A 22,553-nucleotide genomic window follows, 5' to 3' on the forward strand; every position below is an offset into this window, starting at 1 on the left:
GGCAGCCGCAATTTCCCTCAAATCGTCCCCGCCTTCATCGCCGCCACCGCATGGTCGGCGGCGCGCGCGGTCAGCGCCATGAAGGTCAGCGACGGATTGACGCAGGCGATCGACGCCATCTGCGCGCCGTCCGTCACGAACAGGTTGGCGGCATCGTGCGCCTGGCTCCAGCCGTTGAGCACCGACTTGCGCGGATCCGCGCCCATGCGTGCGCCGCCCATCTCGTGAATGGCGTCACCGGGCACATGCTCCTTTTCCTTCACCTTGACGTTCTTCAGCCCGGCAGCGCGCAGCATCTTCTCGCCTTCCTTGCCCGCGTCGGCGATCAGGCGGAGCTCGTTGCTGCGGAAGGTGACGTCGAAGCGCAGCATCGGCATGCCGAAGCGGTCGAGCTTGTCGGGGTTGAGCGAGATGCGGTTGTCCTCATAGGGCAGGCATTCGCCGAACGCGCCGATGCCGAACTTCCAGCCGCCATAGCGGCGCATGCCATGCTTCATCGACGCGCCGAAGCCCTCGGGCTCCGCCGGCTCGCGATAGGCGCCGCCCTGATAGCCATAGCCGCGGCTGAACCCCAGCCCCTCGTCCTTGCCCAGATTGCGGAAGCGCGGGATGTAGATCGCGCCGGGGCGGCGGCCATATTCGATATACTCCTCCATCCCCGGGATATCGCCGCTGACGCCGACGCGGAAGATATGGTCCATGATGTAGCGGCCGAGGGTGCCGCTGCTGTCGAAATGGCTGCGGTCGCTGCCCGGCGCGCGCGAGTTGAGCAGGATCTGGGTGGAGGCCATCGCCGACGCGCACAGGAACACGATGCGCGACCGCACGACCTCGGCCTGCCCGGTCTTCGCATCGACGAAGCGCACGCCCGTCACCCGCTTCGTCGCCGGATCATATTCGAGGTTGGTGACGACGGAATCGGGCCTGAGCGTCAGCCGCCCGGTGGCGCGCGCGGCGGGCAGCGTCACCGCCTGCGTCGAGAAATAGGCGCCGAACGAGCAGCCGTTGCTGCACTGGTTGCGGAACTGGCACTTGGTGCGGTTCTGCTCCGGCTTGTCCTCGGTCATGTTGGACACGCGGGCGTTGATCATCTTGCGGCCGGGAAATTCGCTTTCCAGCCGCTGCTTCAGCCATGTCTCCGCGACGTTCATCGGGATCGGCGGCTGGAACTCGCTGTCGGGCAGATAGGGCAGGTTCTCGCGCGAGCCCGAGATGCCGGCATATTTCTCGACATAGGAATACCAGGGGACGAGATCGTCATAGCCGATCGGCCATTCGCCATCGATGCCCTCGCGCTTGTTCGCCGCGAAATCGTCGGGCGACCAGCGGAAGCTCCAGCGCCCCCAGATCAGCGACTTGCCGCCGACCGCGGCGGGGCGGATCCAGTAGAATTTCTCGCCATTCTCGTAATCGTAGGGGTTCAGTCGGTCATTGTTGTAGAAGGCCTGGTTGCTGGGCGAGACATAGCCGTGCTTGGCGATGAAATAGTCGCTTTCCTCCAGGCGCTCGGGCATCTGGTTGCGCGCGGGCACCTCGTAGGCAGGGCGCCCGTCATAGGTATAGCCCTCGCCATGTTCGACCATGAAGCCGCGATCGAGCATCAGCACGCGCAGGCCCTTCTCGGTCAGCTCCTTCGCCGCCCATCCGCCGCTGATCCCCGATCCGATGACGATCGCGTCGTAGCTGTCGGTTGCTGCCATATGTCTGTCCTTCCTGTCCGACGCGTTCAGAAGCGCAGCGCGCGCAGCGTCTGGAAGCTCTTGGTGATGTCGGGAATGTAGGGCGCCGGGGCCTGGTCGTTCTCGACGTAGAAATGCTGCACCCCGGCGGTCGCGTTGAGCGTGAACAGGCGGGCGAAGTCGATCGTGCCGGCGCCGACCGCCGTCATCTTCCGGTCGGGGCGCATGTCCTTCACATGATAGGAATAGATGCGGCCGGGGAAGCGCTTGATCAGCGCCTCGGCATCCTGCCCCGCATAGATCGCCCAGTAGAGATCGAGCTCGATCTTCATCAGCGCGGGGTCGACCGCCTTCACCAGCCGGTCGAACAGCGTCTCGCCGCCCGGCGCCACCGTGAATTCGAAATCATGGTTGTGATAGGCGAAGCCGAACCCGGCCTGCTGGATCTGGCCGGCGATGCGCGCGATGTTGGTCACCGCGACCTGCCACGCCTCGGCGGTGCGATGCTTGTCGACCATATAGGGCAGCACGATCGTGTCGGCGCCCAGCGTGCGGGCCATCGCGACGCTCGCATCGAACTGTTCGAGCAGCGCGTCATAGCCGATGTGGACGGAGGGCGACTTCAGCCCCAGCCGGTCCATCGCGCCGCGCAGCATCGCCGGGTCCATCTTGTCGTAGCCGCCGCCGCCGAACTCGACCTCGCGATACCCGACCGCCGCGACCTTCTGCAGCGTGGCGACGGGATCGGCGGCGAACAGGTCGCGCACCGTGTAGAGTTGCAGCCCGATCGGGCCGAGCTTCGCCTTGGCGGCGGCGAGGGCGGCGGGGGCGAGGCCGCCGAGCATGGCGGCGCCCGCCGCGCCGAAGATGAGCGAACGACGATCGATGTTCATGCCGAATAGACCTTGTTGACCTGCGAATAGGGGAAGGCGCCGTTATATTCGCCGGGCACCGGCAGATATTCGCGTTCCTGGGTGATGCCGATCTCGGACGTATAATAGCCGGTGATCACGAGCTGGCGGAAATCCTCGAAGAAATCCTCGCCATTGGGGATGCGGTTGTTCATCGCCAGGGTCAGCAATGCATCCTGCTGTTCGGGCGTCGCCGCCGCGCCGGAGACCTCGTAGTCGCGCTGGCTGCGCGCCTCCAGCGCATCGAGCCCTGCCTTGATCGGCTTCAGATCCTTGGGAAGCGCCCAGTCCGCGAGCAGTTTCTCGATATAGGCCGGCACTCCCGCGGCGATCGCGCCCGGCGTATCCGTGGTGGGGATGATCCGCTCGCACAGCGCGGTCATCAGCGCGCGCTGTTCCGCGGTGAAGATCTGGACGCTGGGCGGCCCCTGGTCGATCACCGGCGGGATGCCCGGCGCGGGCACCCCCGCGGCGCGGGCGATGGGGGCGAAGAGATTGGCGCCGAACATGGCGACGACGCCGGCGAGGGCGGTTCTGCGGTCGATCATGGCCGGTCCTTCCCGAGATCCTGGGCGATGGCGTCTTCCGGCAACGGGCGGACCCAGATGTTGCGGAACGACACCGGGCTGTCATGGTCCTGAAGCTGGATCGGCGCGGCGTCGCCATGCGCCTCGTAGCGCCCGACCTTGCGCCACATCGTCGTGCCCAGCATCGCCTGATGGTTCTGCACCAGCACGCCGTTGAGCAGCGCGGTCACATAGGCGGGGCGGACGAGGCTGCCGTCCGCGGCGAAGCGCGGCCGTTCGAAGATGATGTCGTAGCTCTGCCATTCGCCCGGCGGCCGCGACGGGTTCACCAGCGGCGGCTTCCACGCATAGACCGCGCCCGCCGCGCCGTCGGCATAGGTCGGGTTGTCATAGCTGTCGAGGATCTGGACCTCGTAGCGCTGCATGAACCAGATGCCGCTGTTGCCGCGATCCTGCGAGCTTTTCTCCGCCGGCTTGGGTGAGCGGAACTCGAGGTGCAACTGCACGTCGCCGAAGCTCTGCCGGCTGATCAGGTTGTTCTCGCCGCCGCTCTGCGCGCGCGTCGGCACCGTCATCACCCCGTTCGCGATCGTCCACGGGCCGCGCTCGCCGCGCCACGCGTCGAGCGACGTGCCGTCGAACAGCACGACGGCATCGGAGGGGGCACCGCCGGGCTGTGCGGGGGGCGTGACGACCGTTGCCGGGGGGCGATCGGGGTCATGGACGTGCCACTTGCCGCCCGGCAGCATCGGCGTGTCCTTGAACCCCGGCTTCTCCTGCGCGGTCGCGGCCGCGGCGGAAAGCGTCAGCATTCCCGCCAGCAGCGCCCGTTCGATGCGGATGCGCGTCATCGTCCTTCCCTCCCTCACGCCGCGTCGATCGCGCGATAGGCGGCGACGAGCCGCTCCTCACCCGCGCGGTCCGCGACCGAATTGCCATGTTCCATGCCGATCACGCCGCCATAGCGGCGTGCGCGCAGCCAGCGGACGATGTTGGCGTAGTTGATCTCGCCGGTCCCCGGCTCCTTGCGGCCCGGATTGTCGCCGAACTGGATGTAGCCGATCTCCGGCCAGCAGGCCTCCATGGTGGGGATCAGGTTCCCCGACTGGATTTGCTCGTGATAGAGATCGGCGAGGATCTTCACCCCGGGGCTGTTCGCCCCCCGCGCCACCGCATAGCCGCGCGCGATCGACTGCATGTAGACGCCGGGATGGTTGGTGCGGGTGTTGAGCGGCTCCATCACCAGCACCAGCCCGTGCGGCGCGACGATGTCGCCGGCGCGGCGCATCAGGTCGATCACCCGCGCGGTCTGGATATCCTCGGGCACGCGGCGATCCATGAAGCCGGTGACGACGGTCATGTGCTTCGCGTCGAGCCGCTTGGCGATCTCGACCGACGAGGTGATGTCGGCGAGGAACGCGTCGCGCTCCGCATCGTCGTTGCCGCCCAGCAGCGGCCGGAAATCGGCCCATGCGGGCATGCTCGCCACGAACACGCCCATCGTCATGCCGCGGTCGGCAAGCGCCTTCGCCATCGCATTCTGCTGCGCGATCGGCCGCTTGCGCGCTTCATTGTCCTCCCAGGCGCGAAAGCCCTGGTCGGCGGCGAAGGCGATCTGTTCGATCAGCCCGCCGCGGCTGGCGAAGCTGCCCTCGTGCGGGGCATAGGCGAGCGAGAAGCGCGCGGCGTTGGCGGATCCGCCGCCGCCCTGCGCCGCGGCCAGCGCCGGCGCCGCGGCCGCGGCGATGCCGGCCGCGATCATCGTCCGGCGCGAAACGATCATGCCGGCTGCTCCGTCCGGCGCGCCGCGCGCCGGTCATTGATCCAGATGAGGCCGAACACCACCAGCAGCACCAGCGGCACCAATGCCAGCCGCGCGAAGGATTGCGACGCGGCCGCATCCTCCACCGCGCGCAGCGCATCGCCGGTCAGCCGGGTGAAGGCTTCGGAGCCGCCGGCGATCTCCACCTTGGCCTGGTCGAACATCTCGCCGAGACGCGGCAGCACGAAGAAGCTGGCGAGCGCGCCCGCCGAGCCGACGAGGCCGAGCGCCCAGGCGTCGCCGCGCGGATAGCGTTCGGCGACCGAGGCCAGCATCGTCGGCCACATCGCGCACACGCCCAGCCCCCACACGGTCGAGGCGATGAGCGCGGAGACCGGCGATTGCGCCTGCGACAGCATGTAGAGCCCGATCGCGGCGAGCAGGCTGGAAATCCACAGCAGGCCCGGGTTCGAGAGGCGCCCCGCCAGCTTGCCGGCGAAATGGCGGAACACGAACATCAAGGCGCTGACATAGACGAGCAGCAATATGCCGCGCATGCCGACGCGGTTGCTGAGCGCCACGTCGAGCCACTGGCCCGGCGCCAGTTCGGACGAGGCGGTGAGGAACATCGCGCCGAACCAGATGAAGAAGCTGGGGCGGCGGACCACCTCCAGCATCATGCCCTTCATGCCGGCGGAGGTCGCGGTGGCCGGCGGTGTCGGGAAGCGGGTGGTGAGCGCGATCAGGATCACGCCGATCGCGGGCAGCAGCACCAGCCCCATGATCGCCTGCCAGGGCAGCAGGGAGGCGAGGAAGACGCCGGCGAGCCCGCCGACGATCATGCCGCCGGGAAACCAGGCGTGGAGCACGTTCAGCCGGTGGGTGGTGTCTTCGGGATAGAGTCGCGCGGTCAGCGGGTTGATCGAGGCTTCGGCCAGCCCCCAGCCGACGCCGCTGACGAGCATGCCCAGCCAGACGAGATGATAGATCGCCATGCCGCTGGCGATGCTGCCGGCGCCGACGATCAGCAGGGTGCCGGCAACGAAGCACAGGCCGCAGCCGGTCAGGATCCGGCGCATGCCGATCCGGTCCAGCAGCGCGCTGGCGACGAACAGGGTCAGCGCGAAGCCGAGGAAGGCGGATCCGAGCGCAGCCCCGATCCGTTCACCCGCCGCGATCGGATCGATCGGGTCGATCCATTCCGCCTTGAGGCTGCTCGCCACCGCGGAGCGCAACGCGGCGCTGACCGATGCGGTGAACAGCGCAAGGACGCTCAGCCAGAACAGCCTTCGTCGATCGACACCCATTTTATCCGTCCTCTCCCTTGGTCCCGTTCGTGTTTTATGAATCAGGATCGCGACGTTTCCGTCAGTCCAGCCCCAGCCAGCGACGATTATCGGCGGGATCGCTGCCGCCGGCGAAATCGTCGAACGCGCGTTCGGGGCGGCGGATCATGTGCGCCTCGATGAAGGGCGCGCCCTCGCGCGCGCCGTCTTCCGGGTGCTTGAGGCAGCATTCCCATTCGAGCACGGCCCAGCCGGCATAGTCATATTGCGTCAGGCGGGAGAAGATGCCGGTGAAGTCGACCTGCCCGTCGCCCAGCGAGCGGAAGCGGCCGGGGCGGTCGACCCAGTCGGCATAGCCGCCATAGACGCCGGCGCGGCCGGTGGGGTTCAGCTCCGCATCCTTGACGTGGAACATGCGGATGCGGTCATGATAGATGTCGATGAACTCCAGATAGTCCATCGCCTGCAGCACGAAATGGCTGGGATCGTAGAGGATGTTGGCGCGGGCATGGCCGCCGACCGCGTCGAGGAAGCGCTCGAACGAGAGCCCGTCGTGCAGATCCTCGCCCGGATGCAGCTCGAAGCAGAGGTCGATGCCCTCGTCCTCGAACGCGTCGAGGATCGGGCGCCAGCGCTTGCCGAGTTCGCCGAACGCCTCGTCGACCAGCCCGGCCGGGCGCTGCGGCCAGGGATAGATGAACGGCCAGGCGAAGGCGCCGGAGAAGGTGGCGTGCGCCGACAGGCCGAGCCGGCGGCTGGCGCGCGCGGCGAATTTGAGCTGTTCCACCGCCCAGGCCTGGCGCTCGGCGGGCTTGCCGCGCAATTCGGGCGGCGCGAACGCGTCGAACGCCTGGTCGTAGGCGGGGTGCACCGCGACGAGCTGGCCCTGGATATGGGTGGAAAGCTCGGTGATCGCCACGCCCGCCTCGCGGCAGCGGCCGGCGAGCTCGTCGCAATAGGTCTGGCTTTCGGCGGCGAGCGCGAGATCCATGCAGCGCGGATCGTTGCTGGGCACCTGAATGCCCTTGTAGCCGGCGGCGGCCATCCAGCGCGCGGCATTGTCGATCGTGTCGAACGGCGCCGCGTCACCCATGAACTGCGCGAGGAAGATGGCGGGCCCGCGCATCACTTCGCCGCCTTCAGATAGGCGATGATCGCCGCGCGCTTCGCCGGATCCGGCGTGGCGATCGGCATGCGCGTGCCCGGCACCTTCTTGGCCGGGCCGGCGAGATAGGCGTCGAGCGTCGCCTCATCCCACTTCAGCTTCGACGATTTCATCGCGGGCGAATAGTTGAACCCGGGCACCGACGCGGCCGGCCGGCCGACGACGCCGTAGAGATTCGGGCCGAGCCCGCTCTTGGCACCTTTCTGCACGACATGGCACGCGCGGCAGGCGTTGAACGCCGCCGGCGCGGCGGGAGCTGCGGTCTGCGCGCGGATCGGCGCGAGCGCCGCGGCGGTTGCCATCACGGCAACCGAAAACAGGATCAAACGGGTCGGCTGACTCACCCTCGACTCTCCAGTCGTTTATCGTTGGCTTCAATTTACCGGTAAACTATGCAGGATCAAGGCGGTGCGAAAAGATTGTCGCCTTGGACGAGGAAGGATGGAAGATGGCGAAAGGTCGTAAACTGCGGCTGGGCATGGCAGGCGGCGGCGAGGGCGCGTTCATCGGCGCGATCCACCGCGCAGCGGCGGCGCTGGACGGGGACTGGCAGCTGGCCGCAGGTGCGTTCAGCAGTGACGCGGCGCGCAATGCGCGCTCGGGCGAGGCGCTGGGGCTGGATGCGGCGCGGGTCTATCCCACGTTCGATGCGATGCTGGCGGCGGAGCGGGCACTGCCGGCGGATGCGCGAATCGATGCGGTCGCGATCGTGACGCCCAACCATCTCCACATGCCGATGTCGGTCGCCGCACTCGGCGCCGGCTTTCACGTGATGTGCGAGAAGCCGATGGCGCTGGACCTGGCGGAGGCGGAGGCGATCGCCGCGGCCGCGGCGGCGTCGGGGCGCCAGTTCGCGCTCGCCTTCACCTATAGCGGCTATCCGCTGGTCGAGGAGGCGCGGGCGCGGGTGGCGCGCGGCGATTTCGGCGCGATCCGGCTGGTGCAGGTGGAATATTCGCAGGGCTGGCTCAGCCGCCCGATCGATCGCGACGGCAATCGCCAGGCCGAATGGCGGACCGATCCCGCGCGCGCCGGCCTTGGCGGCTGCCTGGGCGATATCGGCACGCACGCCTTCCACCTGGCCGAGCATGTCTCGGGGCTGCGCGTCGAATCGCTGTGCGCGGACCTGACGACGCACGTCGCCGGTCGCCAACTCGACGATGATGTATCGATGCTGCTGCGCTTCGCCGGCGGCGCGCGCGGCGTGCTGAAGGCGACGCAGGTCGCGGCGGGCGACGAGAACGGCCTCAAGCTGCGCGTGCATGGCGAGTCGGGTGGCCTCGAATGGTCGCAGATGGAACCCAACACGCTGGCGCTGCGCTGGCTGGACCGCCCCGCCGAACTGGTGCGCGCCGCCGGCCCCGGTCTCGCCGACACCACCGCGCACCGCCTGCGCACCCCCTCGGGCCACCCCGAAGGCTATATCGAAGCCTTCGCCAACCTCTACCGCGCCTTCGCGGCGCGCATCCGCGCGGGCGAGGGCACGCCGGAGCCGGCGCTGGGCGCCGCCGACTGGACGCCCGGCGTCGCCGACGGCCTGCGCACGATGCACTTCGTGGAGCGGACGATCGCCAGCGCGGCGTCTGAGAGCAAGTGGACGGCAGTGTAGGGAGGCGATCGAGCCCGCTGGCGCGACGCGCATCGGCGGGCTGACGCGGAGAATTCACAATCGGCATCGACAGTGGCGACGCGTCGGGGCGGTACATCCGCCTCATGTTCGTCGCGTGGATGATGTCGGAGGGTGGATGAACTGGATCATCGGGCTGTCGCTGGTTCTGGCTGCACAGCCGCTGGCCGCCGGCGATCCGACGCCGCCGGCGTCGAGCACGATCGAAGCCGATCTCGATCGCCTGGCGCAAGCGGGCGCGTTGCTTGTCGTCAACCGGCAGGAAGACGGCACCCGCACCGAGAAGCGCGTCCAGAAGGTGATGCTGATGGACTGCGACCTGTGGCTCCAGATCGGCACCTTGCCGAACGGCGGCCTCGTCATATCCGGTGCACGGCTGGGTGAGGGCAGCACGATCGGGCCGGCAGGGCCGGGCGGCGAGATCGCGATCCAGGGCGCAAGCGCATCCGACCGCGCGACGATCAGGGTGACACGCTCCGCGGATGCGGTGGTTGCGTCGCTGCAGGCGGCCCAGCGCAAATGCGCGGAGCCGGCGATCTTGTTTCCGGCACCGGGTGGTGGGCGCGGTAGGCGCCCCGGCTAGGCGCTGCTTGCGCCTTCGTCCAACTCACGGATGCGCTCGACGATGGCAGCCTCGAGCTTGTAGATGTCGGTCAACGCGCTCACCCTGTGACGCGTTTCCGCTTTCCCGCTGAACGTGCCGACATAGCGTGTCGTCAGGCTGTTGAAGTGCAGCCGGGCAAGGGGCTTTCGGTTGTTGTCGTCCAGCAGGATCGCGCAGTAACTCTTCGAATCCCTGATGATCGCCCGCTGCGGATCGATGTGCCGGGCCGCGATTGCCTGAACGATGCGGAAGCCGGCAATCTCATCCTCGGTCGTGATGATCCCGTCACCGGCGTCGGACATATCGTCCGTCTCCCCTTCGGGAATGACCTCGGATGCGGGGTTGGCGACGTTCAGAGCGCTGGTGAGGCGATCGTTGACGCGGTCTCGGATCAACGATCCGATGGATGCGACGATAACAGGTTGAAGCTGCTCCTTCACCGCCGCAGTGAACCTGCTGCCCGGCAGAACGCGCGCCGCCATGAGCCGCACGAACTCGTCTGACGGAGCGGCGAACTCCTTTTCGACTTCTATCCTCATGAGAGAGGCCAGTTTCAGCCTGCCAGCCTCCGCCACGATCGCGTCGATGTCGAACTGGCTCTTCGCGAAGCGCTCCAGCGTCGCGGGATCGGAGCGGCGGATCCCATCCATCGAGAAAATGAAGAATGGCTTCGCATCCATCACGTTCGGCTGTTCGATGTCCGAATAGAATTGATAGGTCACGCCGTTGGTCAGGACCGCGATCCGCGCCGGCGTGGTCGAGAAATAGCGATAGAGCTGGCTGGCGTGCTTCGGGTCGAGATCGACGGATGAAGGCTTGCACTCGAGAAGAAGTGATACCTTGCCGTCGATGCACAGCGCATAATCGACCTTTTCGCCCTTTTTGATGCCGACGTCGGCGGTGAATTCTGGAATCACTTCGGCCGGGTTGAACACGTCATAGCCGAGCGCCTGAAGGAAAGGCATCACCAGCGCGGTCTTGGCAGCTTCCTCGGTCAGCAGCAGCTCGCGATGCTGCGCCGTCCTCTTTTCGAGTTCGATGAGTTTTGTCGCCAGATCCATGACCATGCCCCTCCGTTGTGTAAAGAATATGCAAAACTTTGGTGCATAGGGAAGGGCATATGATGCGCCATGCCGAAGACGGTTGGGCGTTCGTGAAATGTACCGATGATTGTCGTTTGTCTTACTCGGTTATGGCTATGTCAGTGCATTGTCGCACTGTGCGTCGTATTACGTGCGGCCTAGGTCAGGTATAAAACGGGGGGTGTGTATGGAAAATAAATTATGGAAAGTGAACGCGGATCAGATGGCTTGCTACAATGTTTATCGAGCGAGGGTTGAAGCCGAGGATCGATGGATTGTGGCCAGAATACAGATCGTCGTTTTGAGTCAGGGATTTTTGTTTGCAGGACTTGCTGCTTTCTCTCCGGCGATTATTAGATCTGACAATATATATGATCTTAAAGCGGCATTGGTGATTTCCGTGATCGGATTCTTGATCGGATTGTTTGGAGTTTGGGGTGTTCACGATGCAGTTGCGGAGATAGGTAATCTAGAAAAGCAGTATGAAGCTGCTCAATATCGCGATCGTCTTGTGGGCTTGCCGTCGTTGCATTCCCATTCCATCCTTCATCGGGGTGGCGCTTATAGGGCGATAGCTTTCAGCTATCTTCTCGGCGCAACCTGGCTCGGATTGTTGATATTCATCTTGTCCCGATTGTGAATCAGATCGGCGGGCCAACGCGCGTGGCGAGGCAGAGTCGCGGGCGCGACGGTAGGGCAGGGCGTGTCGGTCTCGGCATCCGTGAGGCTTCCGGCGCTTGGATCGTTCACCGAGGGCACCATGGCCGGCCGGCTGCGCCGGCGCGATATTACCTGCGCTTCCATTGGCTTATCTCTCTGCAGGATCATGTCGCGATCCCGGTCTATTCTGCGCAATAGCCTCTGCACCCTGATTGCGCTAAGAAAAGGCGGGGTGCAGGAGCCCGCGAAGAACAAGGTGAGGAGAGGGCAGGATGGGATTCATCAGCGGCTATGACGTGGTCATCGACCGGGCGACCGGGCGGCTTGACCTGACGATCGGCTATGTGGTTGCCGGGGCCTATTACCCGGAGATCGGCGAATTCGGCGAATATCTCTATTCGTCGGACTGGACGGGCACCTATGTGGAGGAGACCGTTCCCGGCCAGCGCCTGTTTCAGGGCGGGCGTTATCAGGAGCTGGAAGGCAATGCCACCGCCGGGCCGATGGCGCTGGGGCTCGATCCGAACCCGGCCGGCCCGCGCACCTATCTGCTCAGCTTCTACGCGGTGGAAAGCACGGGCGATAGCAGCGACGACGTGATGCAATATTTCCAGGTGCAGAGCGCGGCCTATCTCACGTCCGGCGTGACGCTGGTCGGCCGCGACTCGCCCGACGGGGTGTTCCCCAGCTCCGACATATTGATCGGCGGCAGCGGCGCGGATCTGCTGCAGGGGCTCGCGGACGACGACCTGCTCGATGGCGGCGCGGGCAATGACCGGCTGGAGGGCGGCGACGGCGATGACGTGCTCGACGGTGGCGACGGCCGCGACGTGCTGGTCGGCGGCGCGGGCGACGACGTCTATATTGCAGAGTTTGGCGATACGTTCGTCGAACTGCCCGGCGGCGGCAACGATCGGGTGGAGACCTATGCCAATGCGATGACCTTGGGCGACAATGTCGAGACGCTGGTGCGGCTGGGCAGTGCCAGCTTCCGCGGCACCGGCAGCGCGACCGCCAACACCATCATCGGCGGCAGCGGCATCGACATCCTCGATGGCGCCGCCGGCAATGACGTGCTTCAGGGCGGCGCGGGCAACGACACGCTGGTGGGCGGCTTCGGCAGCGACGTGCTCGACGGCGGCGACGGCTTCGACACCGCGGATTACAGCGCCTCGAACCGGGGGCTCTCGGTCAACCTCGCGCTCGACATCGTATCGGGCGGGCAGGCGACGGGCGACACGCTGATCGGCATCGAGGCGATCAGGGGCACCGCCTTCAGGGACATCCTGCGCGGCGACGGCGCGATCAACGCGATCTACGGCAATGATGGCGATGACGACATTCGCGGCGGCGGCGGCAACGACGTCCTCGTCGGCGGCGCCGGTATCGACTGGCTGGCGGGCGAGGCGGGCAATGACCGCCTGACCGGCGGCGCGGACACCGACGTCTTCCTGTTCGGCGGCAATGGCGGCCGCGACTTCATCACCGATTTCGGCGCCGGCGCCGCTTCGGGCGACCTGATCCGCATCGGGCCGGGGCTGGCGTTCGACACGTTCGAGCAGATCATGGCGGTGACCGCGCAGCAGGGCGCGGACACGATCATCCGCTTCGATGCCAGCAATTCGGTGACCTTGCAGGGGGTGACGATGACCGACCTCAATGCAGGGGATTTTCTGTTCATCTGACGGATCGGCGTTCCTCCCCGAACTCCCTCGGGGAGGAACGTCACCCGCTCTCCCGATAGGACTGTCATCACCCGGCATCATTTACCTCTGAAAGATTGCGACAGCATCTCAATAGCGCTAGGGCCCGCCGCTATCGGGAATGACTCGCAATTGAGAAGGGGTGAATATGCAGGGGATCAGGCGGTCGGCGCTTGCGGGCGTGGCGCTTTCGATGCTGTGGAGCCAGGTCGCGCGCGCGGAGGATGCGGCGCCGGCGGAGGGTGAGGATGATCGCATCATCGTCACCGGCGTGGTCACGCAATCCTATGCCGGCACCAAGACGGATACGCCACTGATCGAAACGCCGCAGCCGATCACCGTGGTGACCGAGGAGATGTTCACCGCGCAGGGCGCGATCAGCGTGTCGGATACGCTGAACTATGTCGCCGGCGTTACCGCCAACACCTATGGCCCGGATTCGCGCGTGGACGGGGCGACGGTACGCGGCGTCGATCCGCTGCAGTTCCGCGACGGCATGCGCGACATCTTCAGCTATTATGCCAGCATCCGTTCGGACCCGTTCAACTTCTCGCGGATCGAACTGGTGCGCGGCCCCGCCTCGGTGCTGTTCGGGCAGGGCTCGATCGGCGGCATCATCAACCTGGTGTCCAAGACGCCCGAGTTCGAGACGCGCGGCAGCGTCGACCTCGTCTATGGCAGCTTCGACCGCAAGGAGGCGCTGGTCGACGTCACCGGCCCGCTGGTCGACGGGCTGGCCGGGCGGATCGTGGCGCGGGTGCGCGATGCCGGCACGCAGGTGGATCATGTGCCCGACGATCGCGTGATGATCGCGCCCTCGCTCACCTGGCGCGCCAGCGACACCACCGAGATCAGCTTGATCGGCCTTTATCAGGAGGATGATGGCGGATCGACCTCGCAATTCCTGCCGATCGTCGGCACGCTCTATCCCAACGGCACCAACCCGCGGCTGCCCAACAACACGTTCATCGGCAAGCCGGGCTGGGATCGCTATGACGGGCGCCTGCTGCAGGGCACCGGCATCGTCCGCCAGCAGCTCGCGACGGACGTGACGCTGAGCCTCAAGGCGCGCTACATCGACAGCGACCTGACCTATTTCACCCATTATCCGGACAGCTACAGCAACCCGGCCGACCCCTATGTCGAGGGCAGCGGCGGCCGCGTGATCGGCCTTTACAGCGATGCCAGCATCGCCCGGATGAACATATTCTCCACCGATAACAATATGCAGGCCAAGTTCAACACCGGTGCCGCGATCGAGCACACCCTGCTCGCGGGCATCGACTATAGCTGGAACGAGGTCACCAAGCGCGGCGGCATTGGCTATGAATTCATCGACATCTACGACATCGACTATGACGCGCTGACCGTCCCGACGCCCGATCAATATGCCACCCGCGAAACGCAGAAGCAGCTCGGCGCCTATGTGCAGGATCAGATGCGGCTGTGGGATCGCGTGTCGGTGGTGCTGGGCGCGCGGCGGGACTGGGTGCGCACGGGATCGGACAGCAGCGAAACCCGCAAGGACCACGCCACCACCCTGCGCGCGGGCATCATCGGGGAAATCGGCTGGGGCTTCTCGCCCTTCTTCAGCTACACCGAATCCTTCTTTCCGATCGCTGGCACCAACAGTTCGGGCAACGCCTTCGTGCCGCAGCGCGGCACCCAATATGAGGCGGGCATGAAGTGGCAGCCCGACGCCTGGACCCTCGTGACGGTGACGGGGTTCCATATCAAGGAAAGCAATCGCCCGATCGACGACCCCTCGACCCCCGATCCCACCGACCGCACCCAGTCCGGCGAACTGACGACGCGCGGCTTTGAGATCGAGGCCTCGCGCAACCTGCCGGGCAATTTCGACATCCTGCTGAACTATGGCTACAACAAGCTGAAGGCGAACGACAACGCCTCCGCCTTCAGCTACCTGCCCCGCAACACCGCCTCCGCCTGGGGCACCAAGACCTTCAAGGTGAAGGACGGCCTGTCACTGCGGCTGGGCGCCGGCGTGCGCCACAACAGCTCCAGCACCTCGGTCGGCAGCTGGACGATCCGCACCCCCGCCTACACCCTGGTCGATGCGCTCGCCTCGATCGACTATGGCGACTGGCGCTTCTCGCTCAACGCCAACAACCTGCTGGGGGAGACGTTCTACGCGTCGTGCCTGGCGCGCGGGGACTGCTTCATCGGCGCGGATCGGAATATCCGGGCGACGGTGGGCGTGCGGTTTTGATCGCCGCGGCGGGCCGGTTTCCGGCCCGCCTTTACAGGCCGGCCGCCGACTTGCCGGGCTGACGTTCACCGGAAGAGGGAGGTGCCGCGATCCGGTGCGTCGCATCCCCCCGCACCGGCGCCATCGCCCGCCGCTCCACCATCCCGGCGCCGAACAGCTCCGCGAGCGCCAAGTCCTTCAAATGGCTGTACCCGATATGGCAGTTGCAACTCAGCTTCGGGCACGTCCGCGGGCGTAGCGCCTGCTCGAACCCCGCGTCGTAGATATTGCCGATCGGCGTATCGACGAAGTGGCAGCGGCGGGCCTCGCCGTCGCCGCGGACCGAGATCGCGGTTTCGCCCGCGGCGCAGGGGCGGCCGAGGCTGGGCCAGGCGCGGTTGTTGAGTTCGAACAGGGGGTCCACCGCCACCAGCCGTTCGACCTCGGCTTCGGTGTAGCAGCCCTGCAGCGCCTCCTCCGCGTTGATCCAGAGATAGGCGTTGGCGGGGAGGTCGGCGCGGAGGCGTTCGATGTCTTCGAAGTGGCTGCGCAGCGCGACGACGCCGACGCTGTAGCGCACGCCCATCGCTTCCAGCGCGTGGATGCGCTCGAGGAAGCGGGGGCGGTTGGTTTCGCCGGGGTGGTAGGTCGTCCAGAACGCCGCCGAGCGGCGGTCGCACGCGGCGATCCAGTCGATCGGGGTCGAGAGGTTGGTCTGTACCGCCACCGTCTGCACATGCGGTGCGTGGCTGAGGCGGGCGATCGCGTCGCGATAATGGCGACGGACCAGCGCCTCGCCCCATGGCGTGAACAATATGGCAAGCGGATAGGGGCGGGCGAGCGCCCAGTCGGTGAAGCGCTCGAGCTGGGCGCGATCGGTCGCCAAGGTCGCGCGGCTGTCCTTGCGCTTGGCGAAGGGGCAATAGCCGCAGGCATAGTTGCAGCTCGAAAGCGGCCCGCGCCACAATATGGTGAGCGCGGGATCCATCAGTCGATGCGCGACGCCCGCATCAGCGCGCGCACCGCATCCGAATAGAACAAGGGCGGGATCGCGTCCGAATGTTCGAGGCCGCTTTCGGTGAGACGGATGGTGCCGGCCTGCGTGTCGGTCAGCCCCATCGCATCGAGCGTCGCGAAAGCGGCGAAGGCCTGTTCGGGCGTGCGGCCGAACAAGGCGGCGAAGCGCGCCGCGTCCAGCCCGTCGCGGTGGAGCAGCGACTTGAGCACGAAGCGCCGCATCGCCTCGTCCGGCGTCATCGCGATGCCGTGGTGGGCGTGGCGGAACGCCTGTTCGTCGCTCGCCGCGAACGCATCGAGAATGTCGAGCACGCCGCGCCGCGTCACCGCGTAGCGCGAGCTGTAATGCGCCGCCTGCGTATAGGATCGCGCGCCGGTGCCGAGCCCGAGCACGCCATCCTCCTGGCACGAAAATTCGCTGTCTGCCGCCCCGCCGCCGCCCGCCACCGGCCGCCGGAACGCGCGCATCGAGACCTGCTCATAGCCTTCCGCCAGCAGCAGATCGCGCGCGGTGCGATAGAGGGTGCGGCGATGCTCGTCCTCCACCGACGCGCGCCGGTCGAGCCCGGTGCGCGCGCGGACATAGAGCGGGTAGAGGAACATCTCCTCGGGCGCCCAATCGAGCGCGCGGCGGATCGAGTGGGCGAGGCTTTCGGGCGTCTGGTTGGCGGCGCCATAGATCAGGTCGATGTTGAGCCGGCCGAAGCGGTGGGCGCGGATCGTGTCGAGCGCCTGCGCCACGCCCGCGGGGTCCTGCGGGCGCCCCATCGCGCGCGTTTCCGCCTCGATGAAGGATTGCACGCCGATCGAGATGCGGTCGAAGCCGCGTTCGGCGAGCAGCGCGATCGTCTCCGGCGTCGCCGTCTTGGGGGAGGTCTCGATGCCGGCGGATACGCGCGCGGGATCGCCGTTCAGCCGCGTCGCCACCCGATCGAGCAGGCGGCCGAGCGCCCGCGCGCCGAGCAAGGTCGGCGTGCCGCCGCCGATCGCCATCTGCACCGGGCTGACCGCGCCCAGCTCGTCGCGCGCCGCCTCGATCTGGCGGTCGAGCGCGGCGAGATAGTGTTCGGTGCGCGCATCATCGGGGTTGGCGGCGGTGAACAGGTTGCAGAAGCCGCAGCGCATCTCGCAGAACGGGATGTGCAGGTAGAGGAAGATGCGGTCCTTGCGCTCGCCCGCCCACAGGTCGCCCAGCCGCAGCGGGGCCGCGAAGCTGCGATAGGCGCTCTTGTGCGGATAGCCATAGGCATAATCCTGGTAGAGCGGGCCGAGATCGGCGGGCGTCGGGCGGGCCGATGTGGCGAGGCTGCTCATGCGGCCACCCTCACGCGCTGCGGCAGGAGGGTCTGCGCATAGGGCACCTCCCACACCGCGGGGTGGCCGATGCGGTGGCCCTGATAGCCATCCTCGCCGAAGGTGGTGCCGTGATCCGAACAGAGGATCGCCAGCACCGGCGCGCGCGCCTGCAGCGCGGCGAACAGCGCCGGCAACTGCCGGTCGACCGCGGCCAGCGCAGCGCGCTGGCTCTCGGCGGAATCCTGCTGACCGGCGCCGCGATAGAAATGATGGGGCGGGTGGCAGGCGGCGATGTTGACGAACAGGAACAGGCGCCGGTCCGCCGGCTGCGCGGCGATCCGCGCAACGGCACAGCCGATCTGGTTGGCGGCGGAGTCGCGGCAGGCGACGCCGAGATCCTCGTCCCACCAACTTTCGTCGAACAGGCCGGGCAGCACCGATCCCAGCGGCGAGCGCTTGTTGAAGAAGCCGGTGCCGCCGATGCAGACCGTGCGATAGCCATGGCCGGCGAAGCCCGAGACGATGTCCGGCGTGTCGAACACCAAGGTGCCGCCGCCGGTGGTCTCGCTGCCGGGGAAGCGCGCGGCGAACAGCCGGTGATGCGCGGCCGGGTCGGCCTCGCGCGGGGCGGCGGGGGTGGGGAGGAAGCCGGCGAAAAAGGCCTGGTGCGCGGCGAAGGTGAAGCTGGCCGGCGAATGGCGCTTCTCCCAGCCGCCACCGGGCAGGATCGCGGCGAGGTTGGGCGTCTCGCCCGCGGCGAGCGCCTGCGCGGCGACGTCGAAGCGCAGCGTGTCGAACGTCATCAGCAGCAGGTCATGCGTGCCGAGGCAGGCGGCGGCGTCGATCCTCATCGTCATGCCGCATCCCGTGCCGGGCAGGCGGCGCGCGCGTCAAGCCGGGCGCGGATGCGCTCCACCTGCGCCTCGTGCGGGGAGAGGCCGCCGATGCTGAGATCCTTCACGAAATCGCCGAAGATATTGGCCTCCAGCACGGCGTGGCGACGGCCGTCGGCGAGCACCGCGATGTCGATGCCGAGCGCATGGCTGGCGGGGAAGGCGGCTGCGGCTGCGCGCGCGGTGTCGAGCACCGCCGCCCACGCCGCCACGCCGATGCGCGCGACCAACGGCGCCACCGGACCACGATCGCCGCCGAGATGGAGGTTGGTCATCGGATGCCGGCTGGTCCTGAGCACGGGATAGATCGCGCCGCCTTCCACCAGCACCAGCCGCAGGTCGGCGACGCGGCCGGCGATACCGATCTTGGGCAGCCACGCCTCGACGTGCAGGCCGAGCGGCGCGAGCCGGTCGACCAACGCGGCGATGGCGGCGCGATCGGTGAGGCGCCGGACGGCGCGGGTGGCGTGGAGGCGGCCCTGGTCGTCGCACACCGCAGTGGTTACCGCCTGCCAGCGATCGCCGGCGCGGGCGAGCGCGACCATTCCCGCCGCCGCCGAACCATGGCGCAGCTTGACGAATACGCGAGCGGTGCCGGTGGCCGCCATCGCCGCGGTGAGCGCGTCGAAGCCGGCGATGTCGGGGAGGACGGTCGGGGTCGGGATGCCCGCGGCGGCGAGGCGGGCGAGCGTGGCGCTCTTGTCGAAGGCCAGCGCGGCATCGGCGGCGGATGTGGAGATCAGCGCGCCCTGGGTGGCGGTGATCGCCTCCGCCGTCGCGATGCCGGCGACGATGCCGGCGGCAAGCCCGCTGGGCGCGCCGATCGCACCCCCGGCGAGCGCAGCTTCGTCCTGCGGGGCGCCCGCGGCGCGATAGAGCGCGGCGAGCGCGGCGGGATCCTGATCGGGGCTGTCGATGCGGAGGTAGCTGCCGGGCGTTAGCATCTCGGCCAGCCGTGCCGGACTCGAAAGGAAGTCCGTCCACGAAAGGGTGCGCGGAAGGGCGCCGGTGCGGGCGAGGCAGGCGGCAGCGAAGGCGTCGCGCCGGGGGCCACTGGCCGGACCGAGGGTGATGATGGTCACTTTGGAAGCGGCTTTATTCTAGCCCCTCCCCTTCAGGGGAGGCGAAGGGGTGGGGAAGCGACGACGGGGGCTCAACGCCCCCGTTGGCGCTGTTTCCGGCTTTGCCGGACGCTCGCTGCGCTCGCCTCCACCCCAACCCTTCCTCCAAAGAGGAGGGGCCGAGACACCTTCTCACTCCGAAACCGCGATATAGAAATGCGGCTTCCCGTCCCAATCATCCGGCTTCTGCGGGTCTTCCGCCACCAGGTTCGGCGTTGCCGCGCGCAGTTCCGCGACCACCGGTTCGGAGACATAGTGGAACGAGATGTCCAGCTTCTCCAGCCGGCCGAGCTTGCCCGAACCGATCAGCGCGCGCGCGCCGTCGTCGCTGAGCGTGCCCATCGACAGGTCCAGCGTCTTGATGCGGTCGAGGATCGGCGCGGTCGCCAGCGCCTCGGCCAGCGCGTCGCTATATTCGCTGTTGCGCAGCGCCAGCGTTTCGAGCTGCGGGAACAGCTTGCCCTCAAGCAGATCGGCGAAGTCGGCGACCGAGGTGTCGGCGCCATAGTCGTCGGAGCCCAGCCACAGTTCGAAATGGCGGATCGGCGCTTCGGCCGCCAGCGCCTCGCGCGCCACCGTCGCGGCGAGGCCGCCGGTCTCGACCGCGAGGATCTGAAGCGCCGGATGCGTGATCGTGCCGAGCGACAGCTTGTTGCCGCCGCGCACGCGGAACTCGGTGAGGCGCGGGAAGGCGGCCCAGATCGCGGCGTAGCTGTCCTGCTCGATCCAGGAAATCTCATTCTCTTCGGAAATGATGTCGCCGAAGAAGAGCGCGGAGAGGTTGGGGAATTTGTCGCGATTGGCGACCAGCGCCTCGATCGCGCGCGCGGGGTTGACCTCATAGGTCTCGCCATTTTCCGCCCACAGCCCGAAGACGAGCGCTTCCGTCGCGGCGACGCCCGGCTCCTTCAACAGCAGTTCGAGCAGGTCGGTCAGGCTGTGCTCGCCATCATAGACGCAGCGCAGGCGGGGCGCGGTCGCGGCGAAATCCTTGATGTCGCCGGGCTCGTTGAAATCCGCCACCGGCTTCCCGGCGAAGTGCGTCAAGTTGCTGTGAACCGTCATGAATCTCCGCTCCACCAATGTTGTCGGGCGGCAGGTGGACGGGTGCAGCGGGCGCTGTCAACGACGGTACGATGACATGCGCCGGATCGGGCATGGGGCGAGATGGCCATGGCCGATGGCCGTGGGGAGATGTCGGCGATCCCGTCGCCCTCCGGATCGCGGACATGGGCGGCGCGGACCCCCTTGCCACGCTGCTGGCGATCATCCACCCCCTTGCCCGAACCCCGCATCCCCCGCTAAGCGCCGCACCATTCGCAAGGACCCGGTGAGATTCCGGGTGGCTCTTCCGGCCGCCGATCCGCCGGACAACGCAAGGCGCCGCACCGGCGCCGCAGGCCCATCCGAGAACCGATATCGATCGTGCGGGCGCGTGCGCCTGCCGGGTGGGCGACGTGGTGGACATGGCAGACAGTATCAATCGACAGGCGAACACATGGTTCGCGGGCGCCGAAGGCATCAGGCGCGACGTTCTGGCGGGCATCGTCGTCGCGCTCGCGCTGATTCCCGAGGCGATCGGCTTTTCGATCATTGCCGGTGTCGACCCGCGCGTCGGGCTCTATGCGTCGGTGGCGATCGCGGTGACGATCGCCTTTCTCGGCGGGCGGCCGGGGATGATTTCCGCCGCCACCGCCGCGGTCGCGGTGCTGGTGGGGCCGCTGGTGCGCGATCATGGCGTCGACTATCTCTTCGCCGCGACGATCCTCATGGGGTTGATCCAGATCGTCGCGGGGCTGCTGCGGCTGGACCTGCTGATGCAGTTCGTCTCGCGATCGGTGATCACCGGCTTCGTCAATGCGTTGGCGATCCTGATCTTCATGGCGCAACTGCCGCAACTGATCGACGTCGGCTGGCAGACCTATGCGCTGGTCGCCGCCGGCCTTGCGATCATCTATCTCTTTCCGCGGCTGACGAAGGCGGTGCCCTCGCCGCTCGTCGCGATCCTCGTGCTGAGCGCGGTCGGCATCGGCTTCGCGCTGCCGGTCAACACGGTGGGCGACATGGGCGCGCTGCCGCAGGGGCTGCCCAGCCTGGTGCTGCCGCAGGTTCCGCTCAATTGGGAAACGCTGCGCATCATCGCGCCTTACTCGCTGACGATGACTGCGGTCGGGCTGCTCGAATCGCTGCTCACCGCGCAGATCGTCGACGACATGACCGATACGGACAGCGACAAGAAGCGCGAATGCATGGGGCAGGGCGGTGCCAACATCGTCTCGGCATTGTTCGGCGGCATGGGCGGTTGCGCGATGATCGGCCAGTCGGTGATCAACGTCACCTCCGGCGGGCGCGGGCGGCTGTCGACCCTGGTCGCGGGCGCTTTCCTGCTGTTCCTGCTCGCGGTGCTGGGGCCGTGGGTCGGGCGGATCCCGATGCCGGCGCTGGTCGCGGTGATGATCATGGTCTCGATCGGCACCTTCAGCTGGAATTCGATCGCCAATCTGCGGCGCCACCCGCCGACCTCGTCGATCGTGATGCTGGTGACGGTGGCGGTGGTCGTCGCCACGCAGGATCTGGCGCGCGGCGTGCTGGCGGGGGTGCTGCTGTCCGGCATCTTCTTCGCGGGCAAGGTACAGCGCATGTTCGCGGTGGAGCGCAGCCTCGACGCGGACGGCGCCACCGCGCGCTATCGCGTGACCGGCCAGATCTTCTTCGCCTCGGTCGACCGCTTCACCCGCGCCTTCCACGCCGAAGACAGCGCGCGCGCGGTGGTGATCGACGTTTCCGCCGCCCATTTCTGGGACATTTCGGGCGTGGCCGCGCTCGACCGCATCGTCGCCCGCCTGCGCCGCGACGGCCGCACGGTCGAGGTCATCGGCTACAACCGCGCAAGCGCCGACATCGTCGACCGCTTCGCGCTGCACGACAAGACCGGGGTGGAGACGGGCGCGGTGCCGCACTGAGGGGGGATGGATCGAAACCGTCGCCTCGAACACCGAGCGATCAGTTTG

General features: G+C 67.3%; 20 protein-coding genes and 1 other annotated feature. Of the genes, 6 read left to right on the forward strand and 14 right to left on the reverse strand.

The window, feature by feature from the left end:
- Positions 1-17 precede the first annotated feature (17 nt).
- The 8 genes from NX02_RS03330 to NX02_RS03365 form a co-directional block, all read right to left on the reverse strand.
- Positions 18-1,700: a GMC oxidoreductase gene (locus NX02_RS03330; protein WP_025290774.1), complete on the reverse strand. Its 1,683-nt coding sequence runs from the start codon at positions 1,698-1,700 to the stop codon at positions 18-20.
- Between the two features lie 26 nt (positions 1,701-1,726).
- Positions 1,727-2,572: a sugar phosphate isomerase/epimerase family protein gene (locus tag NX02_RS03335; RefSeq protein ID WP_025290775.1), complete on the reverse strand. Its 846-nt coding sequence runs from the start codon at positions 2,570-2,572 to the stop codon at positions 1,727-1,729.
- Positions 2,569-3,138, reverse strand: a complete 570-nt coding sequence (locus NX02_RS03340) for a gluconate 2-dehydrogenase subunit 3 family protein (RefSeq protein WP_025290776.1) — start codon at positions 3,136-3,138, stop codon at positions 2,569-2,571. Before NX02_RS03340 ends, NX02_RS03335 begins: the two co-directional genes overlap by 4 nt.
- Positions 3,135-3,968, reverse strand: coding sequence for a 3-keto-disaccharide hydrolase (locus NX02_RS03345; RefSeq protein WP_025290777.1), 834 nt, complete (start codon positions 3,966-3,968; stop codon positions 3,135-3,137). Before NX02_RS03345 ends, NX02_RS03340 begins: the two co-directional genes overlap by 4 nt.
- Before the next feature lie 14 nt (positions 3,969-3,982).
- Complete coding sequence (locus tag NX02_RS03350; RefSeq protein ID WP_025290778.1) at positions 3,983-4,900, reverse strand: hydroxypyruvate isomerase family protein; 918 nt, start codon at positions 4,898-4,900, stop codon at positions 3,983-3,985.
- Positions 4,897-6,186: an MFS transporter gene (locus tag NX02_RS03355; RefSeq protein WP_025290779.1), complete on the reverse strand. Its 1,290-nt coding sequence runs from the start codon at positions 6,184-6,186 to the stop codon at positions 4,897-4,899. The genes NX02_RS03350 and NX02_RS03355 overlap by 4 nt, the downstream gene beginning before the upstream one ends.
- A 61-nt stretch (positions 6,187-6,247) precedes the next feature.
- A complete protein-coding gene (locus NX02_RS03360) occupies positions 6,248-7,291 on the reverse strand; it encodes a sugar phosphate isomerase/epimerase family protein (RefSeq protein ID WP_025290780.1) in 1,044 nt (347 codons plus the stop codon).
- Positions 7,291-7,674 (reverse strand): c-type cytochrome, encoded by a 384-nt coding sequence (locus NX02_RS03365; RefSeq protein ID WP_425424030.1) that lies wholly within the window; start codon positions 7,672-7,674, stop codon positions 7,291-7,293. The genes NX02_RS03360 and NX02_RS03365 overlap by 1 nt, the downstream gene beginning before the upstream one ends.
- 104 nt (positions 7,675-7,778) lie before the next feature.
- Between NX02_RS03365 and NX02_RS03370 the strand changes: the two genes are divergently transcribed.
- Positions 7,779-8,939 (forward strand): Gfo/Idh/MocA family protein, encoded by a 1,161-nt coding sequence (locus NX02_RS03370; protein WP_039997059.1) that lies wholly within the window; start codon positions 7,779-7,781, stop codon positions 8,937-8,939.
- A 136-nt stretch (positions 8,940-9,075) separates the two neighbouring features.
- Positions 9,076-9,540, forward strand: a complete 465-nt coding sequence (locus tag NX02_RS03375; RefSeq protein ID WP_025290782.1) for a hypothetical protein — start codon at positions 9,076-9,078, stop codon at positions 9,538-9,540.
- Here the strand turns inward: NX02_RS03375 and NX02_RS03380 are convergent.
- On the reverse strand, positions 9,537-10,628 hold the full coding sequence (locus tag NX02_RS03380; protein ID WP_342671296.1) for a type I restriction endonuclease: 1,092 nt from the start codon (positions 10,626-10,628) through the stop codon (positions 9,537-9,539). The genes NX02_RS03375 and NX02_RS03380 overlap by 4 nt on opposite strands.
- Positions 10,629-10,830: 202 nt before the next feature.
- Between NX02_RS03380 and NX02_RS32115 the strand changes: the two genes are divergently transcribed.
- The 3 genes from NX02_RS32115 to NX02_RS03395 all read left to right on the forward strand — a co-directional run bounded on the left by NX02_RS32115 (position 10,831) and on the right by NX02_RS03395 (position 15,236).
- Positions 10,831-11,283 (forward strand): hypothetical protein, encoded by a 453-nt coding sequence (locus tag NX02_RS32115; RefSeq protein ID WP_158013885.1) that lies wholly within the window; start codon positions 10,831-10,833, stop codon positions 11,281-11,283.
- 292 nt (positions 11,284-11,575) lie between these two features.
- On the forward strand, positions 11,576-12,988 hold the full coding sequence (locus NX02_RS03390) for a calcium-binding protein (RefSeq protein WP_025290785.1): 1,413 nt from the start codon (positions 11,576-11,578) through the stop codon (positions 12,986-12,988).
- A gap of 166 nt (positions 12,989-13,154) precedes the next feature.
- Positions 13,155-15,236: a TonB-dependent siderophore receptor gene (locus NX02_RS03395; RefSeq protein ID WP_158013886.1), complete on the forward strand. Its 2,082-nt coding sequence runs from the start codon at positions 13,155-13,157 to the stop codon at positions 15,234-15,236.
- A 31-nt stretch (positions 15,237-15,267) separates the two neighbouring features.
- On the opposite strand, the gene NX02_RS03400 is transcribed toward NX02_RS03395, so the two are convergent.
- The 5 genes from NX02_RS03400 to NX02_RS03420 all read right to left on the reverse strand — a co-directional run bounded on the left by NX02_RS03400 (position 15,268) and on the right by NX02_RS03420 (position 20,607).
- On the reverse strand, positions 15,268-16,203 hold the full coding sequence (locus NX02_RS03400; RefSeq protein WP_025290787.1) for an STM4011 family radical SAM protein: 936 nt from the start codon (positions 16,201-16,203) through the stop codon (positions 15,268-15,270).
- Entirely contained in the window at positions 16,203-17,546 is a 1,344-nt protein-coding gene (locus NX02_RS03405) for an STM4012 family radical SAM protein (RefSeq protein ID WP_025290788.1), read from the reverse strand. Before NX02_RS03405 ends, NX02_RS03400 begins: the two co-directional genes overlap by 1 nt.
- Entirely contained in the window at positions 17,543-18,385 is an 843-nt protein-coding gene (locus tag NX02_RS03410) for an STM4013/SEN3800 family hydrolase (protein WP_039996389.1), read from the reverse strand. Before NX02_RS03410 ends, NX02_RS03405 begins: the two co-directional genes overlap by 4 nt.
- Complete coding sequence (locus tag NX02_RS03415; protein ID WP_053000591.1) at positions 18,382-19,503, reverse strand: STM4014 family protein; 1,122 nt, start codon at positions 19,501-19,503, stop codon at positions 18,382-18,384. Before NX02_RS03415 ends, NX02_RS03410 begins: the two co-directional genes overlap by 4 nt.
- A gap of 171 nt (positions 19,504-19,674) precedes the next feature.
- Positions 19,675-20,607: an STM4015 family protein gene (locus NX02_RS03420; RefSeq protein ID WP_025290791.1), complete on the reverse strand. Its 933-nt coding sequence runs from the start codon at positions 20,605-20,607 to the stop codon at positions 19,675-19,677.
- Positions 20,608-20,862: 255 nt separating this feature from the next.
- Positions 20,863-20,918: a sequence feature (sul1 is cis-regulatory element that is thought to sense ions involved in sulfur or methionine metabolism; They are found in Alphaproteobacteria), on the forward strand.
- Between the two features lie 90 nt (positions 20,919-21,008).
- Between NX02_RS03420 and NX02_RS03425 the strand changes: the two genes are divergently transcribed.
- Positions 21,009-22,505, forward strand: coding sequence for a SulP family inorganic anion transporter (locus NX02_RS03425; RefSeq protein ID WP_025290792.1), 1,497 nt, complete (start codon positions 21,009-21,011; stop codon positions 22,503-22,505).
- Positions 22,506-22,553: the final 48 nt, after the last annotated feature.

It is taken from the genome of Sphingomonas sanxanigenens DSM 19645 = NX02 (assembly GCF_000512205.2).
GTDB classification, from domain to species: domain Bacteria; phylum Pseudomonadota; class Alphaproteobacteria; order Sphingomonadales; family Sphingomonadaceae; genus Sphingomonas_D; species Sphingomonas_D sanxanigenens.